Raw genomic sequence first — 15,727 nt, 5'->3', positions numbered from 1 at the left:
CACCCACGCCACCGCCGAACACCCGCCTTGTAGGCCTGCGCTTTCAGCGGCGTCTCGACGATCTCCGCCGCCGGGACCGCTCGCTTCCTCCTCCTGCGCCACGGATGGCAGGTGAAACGGCAGGTCCCCGACTTTCATCGCGCCGCACGGAACGGTCTTGATCAGGGACGCCGGATCGCCGCGCACCCCTGGACGAACAGCGGCAGCACCGCCATCGGCCCGAAGGGCGGAGACGACAGCCATTGCTACTCCTTCATCCCGATGTGCTCGACCGGGGGCACCCGCAACAGGCGGCCGATCGGAAGAATCGTGGTCGCGAGCGCCAGGAACGTCGTGCCACCGAGGACCGCGACCAGGCCCAGTGGCGGCACGTAGGGCACGAGGTTGCCGGTGAGCGCGCGCACCACACTGCTGAGAGTGAGCGCGGCGATCGCGCCGCCGAGCACAACCGCGACACCGAGCAGTCCGGCCTGTTCCGCGTTGATCATGCGTTTCACCTGGCGGCGGGTCACTCCGGTGAGCCTCAGCACGGCGATCTCCCTCCGCCGGGCCAGGGCGGCCATGACCATCGTGTTGGCGGCGGTGACCACCGTGTACCCGACCATCACGGCGATCAGCAGCCGGTTGAGCCAGGCACTGAGCGCCAGATCTCTCGCGAGACCGCCGGTCAGGGTGGCGGTATCGACCACGGCACTTCCGGGATGGGCGGCCGCCACCTCGCGCAACGCGGCATCAGCGGACGGTGCGGCGCTGATCAGGATCTGATCGTCGAGATTCGTCGCGGTGTGCCCCACCATGCTGGATCGTGGCAGGAGCACGTCGCCGAAGCCGAGCCCACGCTCGTAGATCGCAACGATCCGGACCTCGGCCGGTGTGCCGTCGCCGAGCCGCAACGAGACCTTCTCCCCCAGCTCCCAGCCGAAGGTCGACGCGTGCGTCTGCGAGACTGCCGCGGTCCCGTCACGCAGGTCGTCGAGGCTTCCCTCGGCCACGCCGAGGTCGAGCGTCACCGCCAGTCCGGCCGGGTCCACCGCCCGGGCGCCGATCGTCTCGCCGTCGCCCATCAGGGAGACGACGACGCTGGTGTGCCGGACAGGAGTCGCCGCCCGTACCCCCGGAATCGCGCGGACCTCGGCCACCGCGGAGTCGGACAGCCCTGCGTCGGCGACCAGCGCTCGCGTGGCGAGCAGCCCGGACCGGTTCTGCGAGACCGCCTGGCGCTCCAGATTGTTCTGAAGGAACCACACCGACCCGCCGAAACCGACCGCCAGCACCAACGATGTCAGGACGGTCGCCGCGCCGCGGGCGTTGGCGCGCAGGTTGGCCGCCGCCAGATAGCCGCTGGTTCCGAAGGTCACCCGCAGCACCGGGGCCAGGATCCGCGCGGCCGCAGCGTTGATCCACGGCGCCAGAAGCGCAACCGCGAGGACGAACAGGTACAGCATGCCCAGGGCGGCGCCAAGAGCGGTCTGCCCACTAGCGGCGACCGCCGCGAACGCCGACGATCCGGCTGCCACCAGCGCCGACAGCCCGCTGATCCATCGAACCCGTCCGGCGGGCGCGGGCTCGGCCGCCACCTCACCGAGGGCTTCGGCCGGTTTGATGCCGCTGATCCGGCGCGCGGCCAGCAGCCCGGCGAGCACGGCGGAGACCAGGATGACCGCTGCGGCGGCCGCCCCCGCGATCACACCCGGTGACATCGGGAAGCCGCCAGGGACGAAGCCCCGCCCGGTGAGTTCGGCGGTAAGCCGGCGAGCGGCCACCAGACCAGCTGGGACACCGATCGCCGACGCCACCAGCGCGATCAGCGCGGACTCCGTCATGATCATGCGGCGCACCTGACCCGGCGTGGCAGCGACGGCCCGGACCAGTGCCAGATCACGACGCCGATGCCGCACGCTGAGGCCGATGGTCGCCGCGACCACGAACACGATCAGCAGGATCACGTAGCCACCGAACGACGCCCCGACCTGGATCAGCAGCCCCGCAGCAGCCTGATCCGCCGACCGTTCGGCCCGCCCGCTGTCCGCGCGGCTCAGCACCCGCACGTCCTCGGACGCCGTGCCACCCGGCGCTCCCGCCTGGCCGGCAACCTGGCTGACCCGCTCGCCGAGCCGGCCAAGGTCGGTACCGGGAACGGCGATCACCCCGATGGCGCTGACCGCTCCGCGGTGGGGCGCGAGCTCCGCAGCGTGCGCATCGGTGAAGAACACCGCGGCACTCCCGCTCCCCCGAGCCAAACCACTGATCCGGTACGTCCGGACCACTCCCCCGACGACCAGTCGCACCTGCTCACCGACCCGCCTGCCGCCGGCCGCGCTCTGATCGCCTTCGGCCGCGGGCTGCCCGCCAGCGAGGACCACCTCGTCGTCGCGGGTCGGCGCCCGGCCGTCGGCCAGCGCGAACGGGGTCAGCACCGCGCTTGCCCAGCCGCGGCCCGACAGGGATGTTCCGGTGATGGTGTGGACCGGAATGTTCTCGTCGACCGCGACCGTCGCGACGCCCTCGATGGTCCGGATCTTCGCCGCCAGGTCGGCTGGCACGGTGCCGCCCTCGGGCAGCGCGACAGTGCTGCGATAGATCTCCCCGTCGAACTCCCGGCTGGTGAACGTGGTATCGGGCCGGGCCACCACGAGATCGGCGGCCGCATAGCGAGAAGGAGCCGGGTGATACCGCAGCCCGGACTCGACGAGCGTGCCCATCGCGGTGAGGATCAGGGCGCCCAGAGCCAGCGCCAGCAGCGTGGCGACCGAGGAACCGAGACGGTGGCGCAGCATCCGCGCGGCCAGCGAGATCATCGGGTCACCGCCCGGCTCCGGCCGAGGGCGGCCAGGTGCTCAGCGATCCGGTCGGCGCCGGGCTGTGGCATGTCGTGCACGATCCGCCCGTCGGCCAGCACCAGAACCCGGTCAGCGTAGGAGGCCGCTACCGGGTCATGGGTGACCATGACGACGGTCTGGCCGTGCTCGTCGACGATGCCCCGCAGCAGGGTCAGCACCTCGGCGGCCGTGTTCGTGTCCAGCGCTCCGGTCGGCTCGTCGCAGAAGATCACCTCAGGCCGGGAAGCGAGGGCACGGGCGATCGCGACGCGCTGCTGCTGGCCGCCGGAGAGGGCCGACGGGCGGTGCCGCAGCCGGTGGCCGAGGCCGACCCGTTCGACGACCTGAGCGATCCACGCCCGGTCGGGGCGGACGCCGGACAGGCGCAACGGCAGCAGAATGTTCTCCTCGACAGTGAGCGCGCCGATCAGGTTGAACGCCTGGAACACGAACCCGATCCGGCTCCGGCGCAGCTCGGTCAGCCGGGTCTCGGAAAGCTGCGACAGCTCGGTCCCGCCGATCCACACGCTGCCCTCGGTGGGCCGGTCCAGGCCGGCCGCCGCCTGTAGCAGCGTGCTCTTCCCGGACCCGGACGGTCCCATGATCGCGGTGAAGGTGCCGCGGTGGAACGCCGCCTCGACTCCGGCGAGCGCGTGCACCGGCTCGCCGTCGGCGTGATAGGTGCGGGTGAGCCCGGTGACGCGCACCGCGGGCTCGGTGTGGACGGTCATTCGCTGGCCTCTCCGTGTGTTTTCGGGTCGCGGAGAAGTCTGTTGTCTCAGGCAGTCACACAAAATGAAGCGAACTGCCCAACACGGGTACAGCAGGCGCTACTTCTCGAGGTAGCGCAGCACGGCGGTCACCCTCCGATCGGCACGGTCGTCGGGAGCGAGCCCGAGTTTGGCGAAGATGCTGCGGATGTGTTTGTGGACAGCGCCGTCGGTGACGAAGAGCCGTCCGGCGATGGCCGAGTTGCCCAGGCCCTCGGCCATCAGGGCGAGCACCTCACGCTCACGGGCGCTGAGGGAGGCGAGCGTGTCGTCGGGCCGGGAGCGGGCCAGCAGTTGGCCGACCACCTCCGGGTCGACGGCGGTGCCTCCGCCGGCCACCCGGTACAGCGCGTCGAGGAACTCCTCGACCCGGCCGACACGCTCCTTGAGCATGTAGCCGAGACCAGCCGAGCCGCCTGCCAGCAGATCGGTGGCGAACGCCTGCTCCACGTAGGCGGAGAGCACGAGCACGGCCAGGCCCGGTTGCCGGCGCCGGGCCTCGACAGCGGCGACGATGCCCTCGTCGGTGTGTGTCGGTGGCATCCGGACGTCGACGATCGCCACATCGGGCCGATGCTCGCCGACTGCGGCCAGGAAGGGGCTTGGCGAGTCGGTGGTGGCGACGACGTCCAGCCCTTCGGCTCGCAGCAGCAGGGCTAGGCCCTCACGCAGCAGGGCATCATCTTCAGCGATCACGATCCGCACGGCAACTCCACGTCCAACGTCGTCGGCCCACCGGATGGGCTGGAGATCAGGAAGCGGCCATCGTAGGCCTCGACACGTCTGCGGATTCCGCCCAGACCGGAACCACCGGTCTCGTCGGCCCCGCCCTTGCCGTCGTCGGTGACCCGCACGGTCAGCCGGTCGCCGACACGCCGCACGGTGACCGTGACTGCGGTGGCGGAGCTGTGTTTGACCACGTTGGTGAGTGCCTCGGCGACCACGAAGTAGGCGGTCGCCTCGACCGACACGGCACACCGGCCGGGCACGTCCACATCGACCTCGCACGGCACCGCGCAGGTGCCGGCCAGCCCGGCGAGCGCCCCGGTCAGGCCACGGTCGTCGAGCACCGGGGGCAGGATGCCGCGCACCACGCTCCGCAACTCGGCGAGTGCCTGCTCGGTGGCCTCCTGCGCGCGGTCGAGGATGTCGGCGACGGCGTCCGGGTTGCGGGTCTGGGCGCGGCGGGCGGCGCCGATCAGCACGTTGAGAGCGACCAGCCGGTTCTGTGTGCCGTCGTGCAGGGAGCGCTCGATGCGGCGCAGCTCGGCGGCGTGCGCGTCGAGGGCCGCCGCTCGGGTGACGGTCAGCTCGGCCACCCGCCGGGACAGGTCGACGTCACCGGCCGGTGGCAGGAGCCGGCGGCCGGGGAGCGCCTGAAGGCGGGCGATCCCCGGCCCGAGCAGGACGGCCAGGACGGCGAACCCGACACCGACCAGGGCGACGCCGAACGCGCCGGCGAGCCCGTCGACCCGCCACCAGACCATGCCGGGTGCGCCCAGCTCGGGGTCGATCGCCCAGAACCACAGCGGGAAGGTGCCGTCCTCGACCGCGTAGACCGGCAGGCTGATGCCGACGGCGCCGAGCATGAACCCGGCGGTGCCGTGCCAGGTCAGCCAGGACAGCTCACGTCGGACCTCTGGATCGCGCAGCGCCTCACGCACACCGGTGGGCAGCGGTGGCGGGCTGACCACCGCGGGGCCCCACCTGGTCAACCGGGCACGCTCACGGTCGGCGACGGCTCGGGCGACCTGGAACACCGTCGGAATCAACGGCAGGCCGATGCCGACCAGGCTCAGCGCCGCCACCACGACCGCCCAGACGAGGGCGGCGAGGGCGAGCAATGCGGTGCCCAGACCACCGACGATGCGCTCGAGGGCATCGACGGCGGCGCGTAGTCGGCGCCAGTTCTCCTGCGGCATGCGACGAACGATAGGCCGCCGGAACGGCCGCGACAGTAGCGCAGGCTATACCTCGGAGAGTAACTCTGGCGGGATGGTCGGCGCATACCGGCGGCTCATAACGTGGCCGGCATGGAAGAGACCCGCACCTGGCTACGGCCGGCACTCTGGGCGTTGCTGATCATCAGCCTCGCCGCCAACGGCATCGCGTCCAGTCTGGGCGTCGACGTTCTCGTCGCCTCCGGATTCGGTCTGGCGACGCTCGCCTGCGCGGCGGCCCTGGCAGTGCAGCACTACCGATCCCGCTGACCAGTCGTCCGGCAGCGTGCGGCCCGAGTCAGCCGGTGCCGCGATGGGGCCGGCCGGCACGTCTCACACCGGGAGCCGACCGCCGGCTCGGGTGGTGGTCAGCCAGGTGAGGAACTCGACGGGAGGGATCGGCTTGGAGATCAGGTATCCCTGGATGGCGTGGCAGCCGTGCCGGCGCAGGTAGTCGAGCTCGTCCTGTTCCTCGACACCTTCGGCGACGACGGTGAGGTCCAGGGCCCGGGCCAGTTGCAGAGCGGCGTCGGTGACAGCACGCCGGGAGCGGTCGGTGACGATGTGCCGGATGAAACTCTTGTCGATCTTCACCTCGTGGATGGGCAGGTGAGCGAGCCGCCCCAGCGACGAGTGGCCGGTGCCGAAATCGTCGATGGAGAGCTTCACGCCCAGACCGTGCAGTGCGTCGAGGGTCCGCCGGGCGTTGGCCGGGTCGGCCATCAGGGCGTTCTCGGTGATCTCCAACGTCAGCGCGGCCGCCGGCAATCCGTGCCGGTGCAGGGCCTGCTCGACCCGGCCGGTCAGCGCCGCGTCGGTGAGCATGTCCGGCGACAGGTTGACCGCGACCGACAGTTCGTGGCCCAGGCCCCGCCAGGTCGCACAGTCGGCGAGCGCGGTGTCGAGGACGTGGCGGGTCAGCGGTTCGATCAGGCGGGCCTGCTCGGCGAGGGGGATGAACTCGTCCGGCGGGACCGGACGGCCGTCGTGCTGCCAGCGGACGAGCGCTTCGGCGCCGAGGACCCGGCCGGTTGTCGGGTCGACCTTCGGCTGGTAGACGACGGTCAGCGTGCCGGCGTCGACGGCGACGCGCAGTCCGGCCATCAGGGCGAGACGGCGGGCCGTGTCGTGGTCGTCCTCCGGGCGGTAGACGCGTACACCGCACCGGGTGTCCTTGGCGGCGTACATGGCCAGGTCGGCGCGGCGCAGCAGGAGGTCGGCGTCGGCGCCGTGTTCCGGGGCGACGCAGACTCCGATGCTGACCTGCACGTCCAGGTCGAGGTCACGGACGGGTGCGGGCAGTTCGACGGTCCGGCGGACCTCCTCGGCGAGCGCGACGATCGTCTCCGCGCTGCCGCCGTCCCGGATGATCAGCGCGAACTCGTCACCGCCGAAACGGGAGACCGTGCCGAGGTGGCCGTAACGGTCGTGCAGACGACGGCCGATCTGGCGCAGCAGGTCGTCGCCGGTGTCGTGGCCGAGGCCGTCGTTGACGTCCTTGAAGCGGTCCAGGTCGAGCAGCAGGATTCCGACCGTTCCGCCGCCGGCGACGGCGGTGTCGGTGGCCTGCTGGAGGTCGGCCAGGTAACTCTGCCGGTTGGGCAGCCCGGTGAGCGGGTCGTGCGCGGCGGTGTGGCGCAGTCGTTCCAGCAGCCGTGCCTCGGACAGCGCGCCACCGGCGTGCGAGGCCATCGCCTGGAGGAGGCGCAGGTGGTCGTCGGTGAACTCGGGGGTGTCGGCCATGCACTCGACGAGGTAGAGAACGCCGGTCAGCTCACCGAGGCGCAGCGGCACCGCGATCGAGTCGGGCTGGAGCACTGGCGTGCCGGTGCGGGCCGGCTGCCACCAGTCGTCGGCGGCGCCGGGCCGGGCAGCGGATCCCGCCAAGACCGGATCCGCGTTCGAACCTCTCGATGCGGGCTCCGCACTGGCACCTGGGCCGGAACCCGGGGCACCTGGCCCGGAACCCGGGCTGGAATCGTCGGAGCCCGGTTCAACGCCGGATCCACCGGCGGCCGGCGCGGCGCCGGGGAGATCGCTGATCGGGGTGATGTCGAACTGTTCACGGCCGTGCAGGCGCATCCGGACCAGCCGGCCGTCCTGCGGGATGATCAGGGCGGCCTCCTCGGCACGGACCACGTCGCGAGCCTGATCGAGTACGGTGCGGGCCACCTCGCGGGCGTCGGTGAGACCGTCGAGCGAGCTGGTGAACCGGTAGAGGTCCTCTACCTGCTGGTGGGTGCGGGTCTGCTGGGCGTACCGGTCGAAGACCCGGTAGGCGGCGAAGACCAGCACCCCGAGCAGCAGCCCGGCCCAGATCTGCTGGCGCACCAGCAGCGCGGTCACGAGCGCGAGCGTGGTGGAGACCGCGACCAGCGGCATCTGGAGGAGCTCTTTGACGTCGGCGCTCAGCAACCGCCGCCATTCCTGGCTGTCGTCGTGCAACGCGATGACCGCGCTGATCAGCACGATCGAAACCAGGTCGGCGACGAACGTCGCGGCGAACGCGGCCGCCCATCCGAGTGGCCCGTAGGGGTCCGTGGTGCCGCCGAGCACATGAAATACCGCGGCGGCCATGGAGGCCTGGGTGAGGTAAAGGGCCGTGTTGAAGACGAGTTTGCTGCCCCGCTGGCCCCGGAGGACGGTCAACCCGGCGAGCCCACCGACAAGGCGGACCAGCACGAGCAGCGCCGGATGGATCATGAGGAGGCCGAGGACCAGCGGGATCTCGCTGAGGCTCATCGTGTGGGCGCCCCGGCGGACCGGGAACTTGACGGTGAACCGTTCAGCCAGGGCGAACAGCAGCGCCAGGACGCCGAGCAGCAGCGGGCCGGCGCCGTTCGGCGGTGGCGGCCCGATAAGCCGCCACATCGCCGCCTGCACTAGAACGACCACGACAGCCAGCGCCGCCGAGAGGGCGAGGACACGTGCGCGGGGTGTACGAACTCCCTCGCTTGCCATGCTCCTCCCCTCCCGGCCGTTCGTCCTCCATGTCGGCTGTGTTCCGCCGAGGTTGAGCGAACGTGCTCAGCAGCGCCCGGATCAGGCCCAGGAGCGACCCGCCCACGACCGTCCGGCCCACGTGCCGGAGGCCCAGGAGCGGCCGGTCCAGGTGCCGCCGTTCCAGGAGCGACCGGCCCAGCTGTCGCCCGCCCAGGAACGCCCGTTCCACGATCTGCCGGTCCAGGTGACGACGGCCCAGGTGATCGAAGCCCAAGACGTCCCGTTGTAGGCCGAACCGGACCACACCGAGCCGTTCCAGGTGCCGCCCGTCCACGCCTTGCCCTTGGCTGCCGCCGCCACCCAGGTGGCAGACACCCACGGCATGCCGAAGATGTCCCGTTCGCCGACCAGTTCGGCGCCTGTCGCACCGTCTGCGACGTGGCTGCCGCCGCGGGCGGCTTCCAGCGAGCCGAGCCCGGTCGCGTCCGGCCACTTCTGTTTGGCGTTGCTCGGCGCGTTCACCGACGCGGCTTCGGCGATGTCGAGCTGTCCGGCGCCCGAGCCGATCGGGTCCGGCTTGGCCAGCGGGTCCGCCGTGTTGATCAGCAGCTGCTTGACCTGGTCCGGAGTGAGGCCCGGCCGTTGTTGCAGGAGGAGAGCCACCGATCCGGACACGACTGCCGCCGCCTGCGAGGTGCCGCTGCCGCGGAACAGTTTGTCGCCGACACGCGCGGCGGGGTACTGGGTGTCGATGTACGAGCCGGGTGCCCGCAGCGACACCAGCGACCGGCCTGCAGCGATCAGGTCGGGGTGCCGCACTGCGTTGCCACGGTTGCTGAAGGTGGCGATCGTGTCGTCGGCGCGAGCCTCGGTGCCGTTCGGGTCGGCGGCGCCGATCGCCAGGACGTAGGGGTTGGCGGCCGGCATCGTCACCCGGGCGGCGCCGTCGTTGCCGGTGCTGGCGACCACGACGATGCCGTTCTTCCAGGCCGTCTCCACCGCGTAGGACAGCGGGTCGATCAGGGCGGGCTGGATCGAGTCGGTGCCGAACGACAGGTTCAGGACCCGGATGTTGAGTCCCGGGTCGCTGCGGTGTGCGACCACCCAGTCGATGGCCGCGATGACCTGGGAGACGTCGACGGCGCCATCGTAGGCGGCCGTTTTCAGGCTGATCAGGTGCGCGCCCGGGGCTACGCCTTCGAAGCCGGTGCTCGGGTCGGATCCGGCGATGATGCCGGCCATGTGAGTGCCGTGTCCGTAGGTGTCCAGGTGTTGCAGGCCCGGCGTCTGCGATTCGAACGACAGGTCCGGGCCGTTGATCACCTTTCCGGGCTGGTTCAGACCGGCGACCGGGGCGATCCCCGAGTCGATCAACGCCACGCCGATACCGGCGCCGGTCAGCGACGCCGTGTCAACGGTTCCGTTCTTCACCTTGCCGCCGGCGGCCTTCTTCACCGTCGTGATGGCGGAGTTGATCCCGCCCACATCCAGCCAGGCGTCGCCGGCCAGCTCCATCGCTGGTTCGGCCGCCTGCGCCGGGGCGGCGCCGAACGGGGTCGTGGCCAGCAACGCCGCCACCACACCCATTCCGGTTCGCCGGACCCACCGTCTGGTCTCCACCATCCGCTCCCTTCCTCCCATGACGCGTCGGCGTGCATCGGCAGGGCTTCCCGGGACCTGAAGCTTTCCGCCCGAAATGTTCCGGCTCACCGCGCGAGCCGGGACAGGGACTGCGGGGACAGGCGGACTGCGGGGACAGGCGGAGGACGCAGCGGCGCAGTGCGGCCGGTAGAGGGCGCAACGGGGCAGCCCATGGCAGCGGCAGGTCAGTCTGCGGAGGTGAGGGTCAGGTGACCGAAACGGGGAGCGATCGGCGTCCACTCGTCGTCGTCGGGGTCCAGCCCGGCGACGCGCAGGGATTGCAACTGGGCCAGGATCGGGAGCTCGGCGAGCGTAGCCAGGACCTCGTGGTTCGAGGCGTCGAACTCGGCGCGCCCCAGGTCGAGGGAGCGCAGCGCCGGGAAGCTCTCCACGGTGAGCTGCTCCAGTTGCTCGACCGGGCAGGGCGTCCCGAAGACATCGGTGGCGATCTCGAGTTCCAGGTGGGTCAGGCTGGGCTGCGGGCTGGGGAACACCGAGCCGTCCGAGCCGAAGACCCCATGGCTCCGCAGGTTCGTGACGGCCGGGGCGGACACCGAGTGGAAGAGCAACGCGCCCTCGACGGTCAGGTTCCGCAGGGCGGTCAGGTTCTGCCACTCGGCGTGCCCGGCGAATCCCTCGTCGTAGTGGTCGAGCGGGTCGAACGTCCGGCCGGTCGAGGTGTTCGCGTTCTCGTACAGGTAGGTGAACCGATGCCCGAACCAGAGATCGGTCAGCGCCGGGAGGGGCCGGCTGCCGAGAATCGACGCCGCCCGCCGGGCCGAGTGATGGAAGTCGGTCATCTCCAGCCGCAGCATGCGCAGGCCGGCGGCCGCCGGGTGGCTGAGGAACGCCTCGATGAGGGCCGATTCCCAGAGTTCCGGGTCGGGCTCGGGAGCGCCGAGGATCCGCTCGACCAGCGCGCCCCGGCGGCCCGCGGTGTCCGGGGCAAGGCGGAACTCCGCTGCTTCCGGTGTCTCCAGTCGCCAGGACCCGTCCGCCAGCAGCTCCTCAAGATTCATTCGGGGATCCTAGAGGTACCCGACGAGGTGGTCGGTGAGCGTGCCGGGCCGGCTCAGGGCCGGTGTGTGCCCGCCGTCGATCTCGTCGGGGACGACTCCGAGCCGCTCCCGGGCGACGCGACGCAGATAGGCGACCGGCAGCAGGCGGTCGTCACGACAGATCAGGACGTTTGTGGGTACGGCCGGCCAGGCGCGCATCGGTGTCGGCTCCCCCAGGCGCGCCTCGGACTGTGCCCGGCCCCGCGCACGGGCTTCGGCCGCCAGTTCCGGCGTGACGTCCTGGTAGAAGACGTCGTCGTGGGGCTCGCGCGGCTCCCGGTCCCAGCCGGTGCCGGCCCAGTAGTCGGTGACGGCCTCGCCCGGCGCCGGGATCATCGGCGCGACCAGGACCATCAGCCGCGCCGAAACCCGTTCGCAGACGAGTGGTGCGGTGAAACCGCCGAGCGACTGCCCGACGATCACAAGGTCGGTGCGGTCCCCGATCGCCGTGACCACGGTGTCGGCGTATTCGGCAAGCCCCGCCGAGTCGTCGTCGCAGGGCAGGTCCGGTGCGATGCTGCGGTGCCCGCGAGCACGCAGTTCGGCCTGGACGAGGTGCCAGTACCAGCCGACGTCACCGGCCCCGTGGATCAGCACGAAGGTGGCCACTGTCTCCTCCTCGAGAACGCTGAACAGCAACAGACACCAGCCGCAGGCACTGCCGAGGACAACGACCGGCACGAGGCGGCCTGGCCGGACGATGGTCGCTCACTTCCGGTGATCGGGCGGGCGGTCACCGAGCGACCTGGGAGAGACCGGCCCGCGAGCGGGCGACCCGGAAGAGGACGACCCGGAGGATGGCGGCCCGGAAGAGGACGACTCGGAAGCGGACGGCCCAGAAGTGGGCGACCCTGGCGAAAGCGACCCGGGCGAGTGCGGCCGGTGGTCGAGAGCGTTGAGCCGGGCCGCCTGCCGGGTCAGGTGGTCGCGCTCGGCCAGGTTGCCGGCCTGGTGCGCCGCTTCCGCGTACAGCTGGGCTGCTTTGTCCTTGGCGCCGGCCTTCTCGTGCAGATAGGCCGCCGCCGCCGTGTGGCGCGGAAGGGTCGCATCGAGTTCGGCGAGGGCCGCAAGGCCCGCCTGTGCGCCGTCGGCCTCGCCGACGGCGACCGCCCGGTTGAGGCGCGCCACCGGATTGCCGGTGAGCTGGACGAGTTCGTCGTACCACTCGACGATCTGTACCCAGTCGGTCTCGCCGGCAGTCGGCGCGTCGGCGTGCAACGCCGCGACGGCCGCCTGCGCCTGGAATTCGCCGAGCCGATCCCGGGAGAGCGCCGTCTGGAGGATCGCCACACCCTCCGTGATCATCGTGGTGTCCCAGAGGGTCCGATCCTGTTCGGCGAGGGACACGAGCCTGCCGTCCGGGGCGGTCCGGGCGGCACGCCGCGCGTGGTGGAGCAGCATGAGCGCGAGCAGCCCGGCGACTTCCGGATGGTCGATGGCGCCGGCGAGGCGACGGGTGAGCCGGATCGCCTCGGTGGCCAGGTCGACGTCGCCGGTGTAGCCCTCGTTGAAGACGAGGTAGAGCACGCGCAGCACGGTGGCGACGTCGCCCGGCTGGTCGAGGCGCGCGCCGGAGACGGTTCGTTTGGCCCGGCTGATCCGCTGTGCCATGGTCGCCTCGGGGACGAGGTAGGCGTCAGCGATCTGCCTGGTGGTGAGCCCGCCGACGGCACGCAGGGTGAGCGCGACAGCCGACGCTGGGGTCAGCGACGGGTGGGCGCACAGGAAGTAGAGCTGGAGCGTGTCGTCGGTGGCGGCGGCCGGCCCGGCCGGCGGTTCCTGGTCGACGAGGTCCTCGCGCCGGCGCCGGGCGGCGTCGGCGCGGGCCGCGTCCAGGAACCGCCGCCAGGCGACGGTGACGAGCCAGCCCTTCGGGTCCCGCGGCGGGTCGTCCGGCCAGGCCCGCAAGGCCTCGACCAGGGCGTCCTGCACGGCGTCCTCAGCCGCCGCGAAGTCGGCTCCACGGCGGACGAGGATCGCGAGGACACCGGGTGTGAGCTCCCGGAGCCCCGCCTGGTCCAGCGGGATGGGCGACTCAGTCATGGGACGGCATCACTCCGTGACGGTGGACGGAAGGCGCGGAAAAGGGCGATGCCATCACTCCGTGACGGTGGGCGGCATGTGCAGGAACGGGCGCAGTTCGAGCCACTCGTGGATCGGCTTGCCGTCGGCGCCCGGCGCCGCGGACAGTTCGCCGGCGAGTTCGACGGCCCGCTCGTGGCTGTCCACGTCGATGATCATCCAGCCGGCGATCAGGTCCTTGGTCTCCGCGAAAGGCCCGTCGGTGACCGGCGGGCGGCCCTCGCCGTCGTAGCGGACCCACGCGCCCTCGGGGGCCAGCGCGTCACCGCTGACGAACTCGCCGCTCTCCTCGAGCCGGGCCGCGAAGTCGTTCATGTACTTGATGTGTGCGGAGATCTCCTCCGGCGTCCACTTCTCCATCGGCACGTCGTTGACCGCAGCCGGGGCGCCGCGGTAGTGCTTGAGCAGCAGGTACTTCGCCATGATGGGTGTCTCCCTGGTTCGGTGTGCGACCCATTGTGGTCGCGCTTCGTCCCGGGGACGGAGCCGCACACGCGTTCTCGACATCAGTCCGCGGATTTATTTCCGCGACGGACGAGGGAGCGGGCGAACTCGAAGACGGCGATCACCGCGACAGAGATCCCGAGTGCCACGTACCAGCGGCTGACCAGGGTGCCCTCGAAGCGTTCGAGGCGGAACACCACGTTGAGGACGGCCAGGACGACCAGCCAGCTGATCTCGACGGTCCAGTCTTTCCAGGTCACCTTGTTCTCGGTTGTCATGCCGGAAATTCTGCTAGGCGGCGGCCTTCGGCGGATCTTGCTGTGGCTGGATCCCGGCATATACCTCAGGTGGTACCCGGATCAGCAGAAGCGGGCTGACCAGGATCAATGCCCCGGCGACGACGAGACCGGTGCGAGCGCTGGTCAGATCGGCGAGGACTCCGGCGAGTGCGCTGAGCGCGGCGATGGCCAGACCGCTGCTGATCGCCCAGGCGGTGAGGGTGCGTGCCAGCAGCGGGGCCGGGGTGTGTTCGAGCCGGTAGGTGGCGAGCACCGGGTTGTGCAGGCTCATGCAGATGATGATCAGGAGTTCGATGGCGATCACGGTCAGCAGGCCGGCGGCGCCCGGTTGCACGAAGGCGAGCCCGATCAGCCACACGGCACGCAGTGTGCCGACGACCCGCAGCACCCACGGCCGGCCCCGGGTGGCCACGACCCGGCGGGCGAGGCGGGAGCCGATCAGGCCCCCGAGGCAGGGGACGGCGAACGCGAGCCCGTACTGCCAGGGCGGAAACCCGAGCTCACCGAGCATGAGCACGGCCAGCAGCGGCTCGGTCGCCATGATCAGTCCACTGACGAGCAGGTGGTTGAGGAAGAGCGCCCGCAACCCGGGATGACCCAGCAGATGCCGCCACCCGTCGACGAGCTCCCGGGCGTGGAGGCGGGAGGGCCCGGGGGCAGGTGGCGCCTCGCGCTCGCGGATGCCCAGAAGGCACAGCGCGGACAGCAGATAGCTGACCGCGTCCGCGATCACCGTGACGACCGGCCCGAACAGTCCGATCGCGGCCCCGCCGAGCGGCGGTCCGACCGCGATGGAGCTCCAGTTCGTCGACTCGAACCGGGAGTTGGCCACCAGCAGCTCACCCGGCGGCACGAGTCCCTTGAGGTGTGCCCCGGCCGCGGCGTTGAAGGCGATCCGGCCGGCCGCCGCGACTGCCGACACCAGGAGCAACTGACCGAAGGTGAGCACTTCGAAGGCGTAGGCGAGAGGAATGGTCAGCAGCACCGCGAACCGGGCGAGGTCCATCAGGATCATGACGGGCCGTTTGCGGCGGAACTCCATCCACGGCCCGAGCGGCAGGGCGAGCAGCGCGCCCACGGCCGGCCCGATCGCCGCGAGCGCCGACACCTGACCCGGCCCCGCCTCGAGGACGAGCACCGCGATCAGCGGCAGCGCCCCGAAGGCGAACCCCGACCCGTAGGCGCTGACCGCGTACGACGCCCACAACCACCGGAACCCCCGCGACACCCGAGCAGGTTACCGGCGTCAGTCCCCGGCCGCGCGCCCGCCGAACGCCACTTTCGTGAGAAGTCCGGTGAGGGTCTTGCGTTCGTCGTCGGTGAGCCCGGCGAAGGTGGCGTCCCCCGCGGCGCGTGTCTCGACGAGCGCCTGTTCGAGCAGGTCCAGCCCGGCTTCGGTGGCCACGATGATGCGGGAGCGGCGGTCACGTTCGTCGGGCCGGCGCTCGACGAGGCCACGCCCTTGGAGGTCGTCGACGAGCGCGACCACCTGGCTGGGGTCGAGCCCGAGGAATTCGCTGAGCTCCCGCTGCGAGGGCCCGAATCCCTGGCTGGCGAGCCACAGCACGGACAGCGACCGGACCTTCAGCTGAAACCCCGCGAGCCGCGCGTTGGCCGCCCCGCTGGTCACCGCCCGCGCCCGGGCCAGCAGGAACGCCGGGTCGGCGGCGAGGTCCGAACCGAGCAGTCGATGAAGGGGGTCGGTCATGGTTCGGAGCCTAGCCGAATCAC

General features: G+C 71.2%; 13 protein-coding genes and 1 pseudogene. 1 reads left to right on the top strand and 13 read right to left on the bottom strand.

Going from position 1 to position 15,727, the window contains the following annotated elements; genetic code table 11:
- Nucleotides 1-245: 245 nt before the first annotated feature.
- The 4 genes from AB0E94_RS39180 to AB0E94_RS39165 all read right to left on the bottom strand — a co-directional run bounded on the left by AB0E94_RS39180 (nt 246) and on the right by AB0E94_RS39165 (nt 5,511).
- Nucleotides 246-2,798, bottom strand: a complete 2,553-nt coding sequence (locus AB0E94_RS39180; RefSeq protein WP_360337013.1) for an FtsX-like permease family protein — start codon at nt 2,796-2,798, stop codon at nt 246-248.
- Entirely contained in the window at nt 2,795-3,550 is a 756-nt protein-coding gene (locus AB0E94_RS39175; protein ID WP_360337011.1) for an ABC transporter ATP-binding protein, read from the bottom strand. The genes AB0E94_RS39180 and AB0E94_RS39175 overlap by 4 nt, the downstream gene beginning before the upstream one ends.
- A 99-nt stretch (nt 3,551-3,649) precedes the next feature.
- Nucleotides 3,650-4,294 carry a response regulator transcription factor gene (locus AB0E94_RS39170; RefSeq protein WP_360337009.1) on the bottom strand — a complete coding sequence of 215 codons (645 nt, stop codon included), beginning with the start codon at nt 4,292-4,294 and terminating at the stop codon, nt 3,650-3,652.
- Nucleotides 4,282-5,511, bottom strand: coding sequence for a sensor domain-containing protein (locus AB0E94_RS39165; RefSeq protein ID WP_360337007.1), 1,230 nt, complete (start codon nt 5,509-5,511; stop codon nt 4,282-4,284). Before AB0E94_RS39165 ends, AB0E94_RS39170 begins: the two co-directional genes overlap by 13 nt.
- A gap of 111 nt (nt 5,512-5,622) precedes the next feature.
- On the opposite strand from AB0E94_RS39165, the gene AB0E94_RS39160 reads away from it, so the two are divergent.
- Nucleotides 5,623-5,799, top strand: a complete 177-nt coding sequence (locus AB0E94_RS39160; protein ID WP_360337005.1) for a hypothetical protein — start codon at nt 5,623-5,625, stop codon at nt 5,797-5,799.
- Between the two features lie 63 nt (nt 5,800-5,862).
- On the opposite strand, the gene AB0E94_RS39155 is transcribed toward AB0E94_RS39160, so the two are convergent.
- The 9 genes and pseudogenes from AB0E94_RS39155 to AB0E94_RS39115 form a co-directional block, all read right to left on the bottom strand.
- A complete protein-coding gene (locus tag AB0E94_RS39155; RefSeq protein ID WP_360337003.1) occupies nt 5,863-8,490 on the bottom strand; it encodes an EAL domain-containing protein in 2,628 nt (875 codons plus the stop codon).
- A gap of 81 nt (nt 8,491-8,571) precedes the next feature.
- Nucleotides 8,572-10,092, bottom strand: a complete 1,521-nt coding sequence (locus AB0E94_RS39150; RefSeq protein WP_360337002.1) for a S8 family serine peptidase — start codon at nt 10,090-10,092, stop codon at nt 8,572-8,574.
- A 206-nt stretch (nt 10,093-10,298) separates the two neighbouring features.
- On the bottom strand, nt 10,299-11,132 hold the full coding sequence (locus AB0E94_RS39145) for a hypothetical protein (protein WP_360337000.1): 834 nt from the start codon (nt 11,130-11,132) through the stop codon (nt 10,299-10,301).
- Between the two features lie 9 nt (nt 11,133-11,141).
- Nucleotides 11,142-11,780, bottom strand: a complete 639-nt coding sequence (locus AB0E94_RS39140; RefSeq protein WP_360336998.1) for an alpha/beta hydrolase — start codon at nt 11,778-11,780, stop codon at nt 11,142-11,144.
- Between the two features lie 282 nt (nt 11,781-12,062).
- A pseudogene (locus AB0E94_RS39135) lies at nt 12,063-13,193 on the bottom strand (DUF6596 domain-containing protein); the annotation flags it as partial.
- A gap of 75 nt (nt 13,194-13,268) precedes the next feature.
- Nucleotides 13,269-13,676: a YciI family protein gene (locus AB0E94_RS39130; protein ID WP_360336996.1), complete on the bottom strand. Its 408-nt coding sequence runs from the start codon at nt 13,674-13,676 to the stop codon at nt 13,269-13,271.
- 83 nt (nt 13,677-13,759) lie between these two features.
- Nucleotides 13,760-13,975: a hypothetical protein gene (locus AB0E94_RS39125; protein ID WP_360336994.1), complete on the bottom strand. Its 216-nt coding sequence runs from the start codon at nt 13,973-13,975 to the stop codon at nt 13,760-13,762.
- A gap of 13 nt (nt 13,976-13,988) precedes the next feature.
- The gene (locus AB0E94_RS39120) at nt 13,989-15,224 is read right to left on the bottom strand and encodes an MFS transporter (protein WP_360336992.1); all 1,236 of its coding nucleotides are present in this window, start codon (nt 15,222-15,224) and stop codon (nt 13,989-13,991) included.
- 18 nt (nt 15,225-15,242) lie between these two features.
- On the bottom strand, nt 15,243-15,704 hold the full coding sequence (locus AB0E94_RS39115) for a MarR family winged helix-turn-helix transcriptional regulator (RefSeq protein ID WP_360336990.1): 462 nt from the start codon (nt 15,702-15,704) through the stop codon (nt 15,243-15,245).
- Nucleotides 15,705-15,727 lie beyond the last annotated feature (23 nt).

The organism is Actinoplanes sp. NPDC026670, assembly GCF_040638175.1.
GTDB lineage: Bacteria > Actinomycetota > Actinomycetes > Mycobacteriales > Micromonosporaceae > Actinoplanes.
The sequence above is the reverse complement of the archived record's forward strand: the minus strand, read 5'-3'. Positions and strand labels throughout refer to the sequence as shown.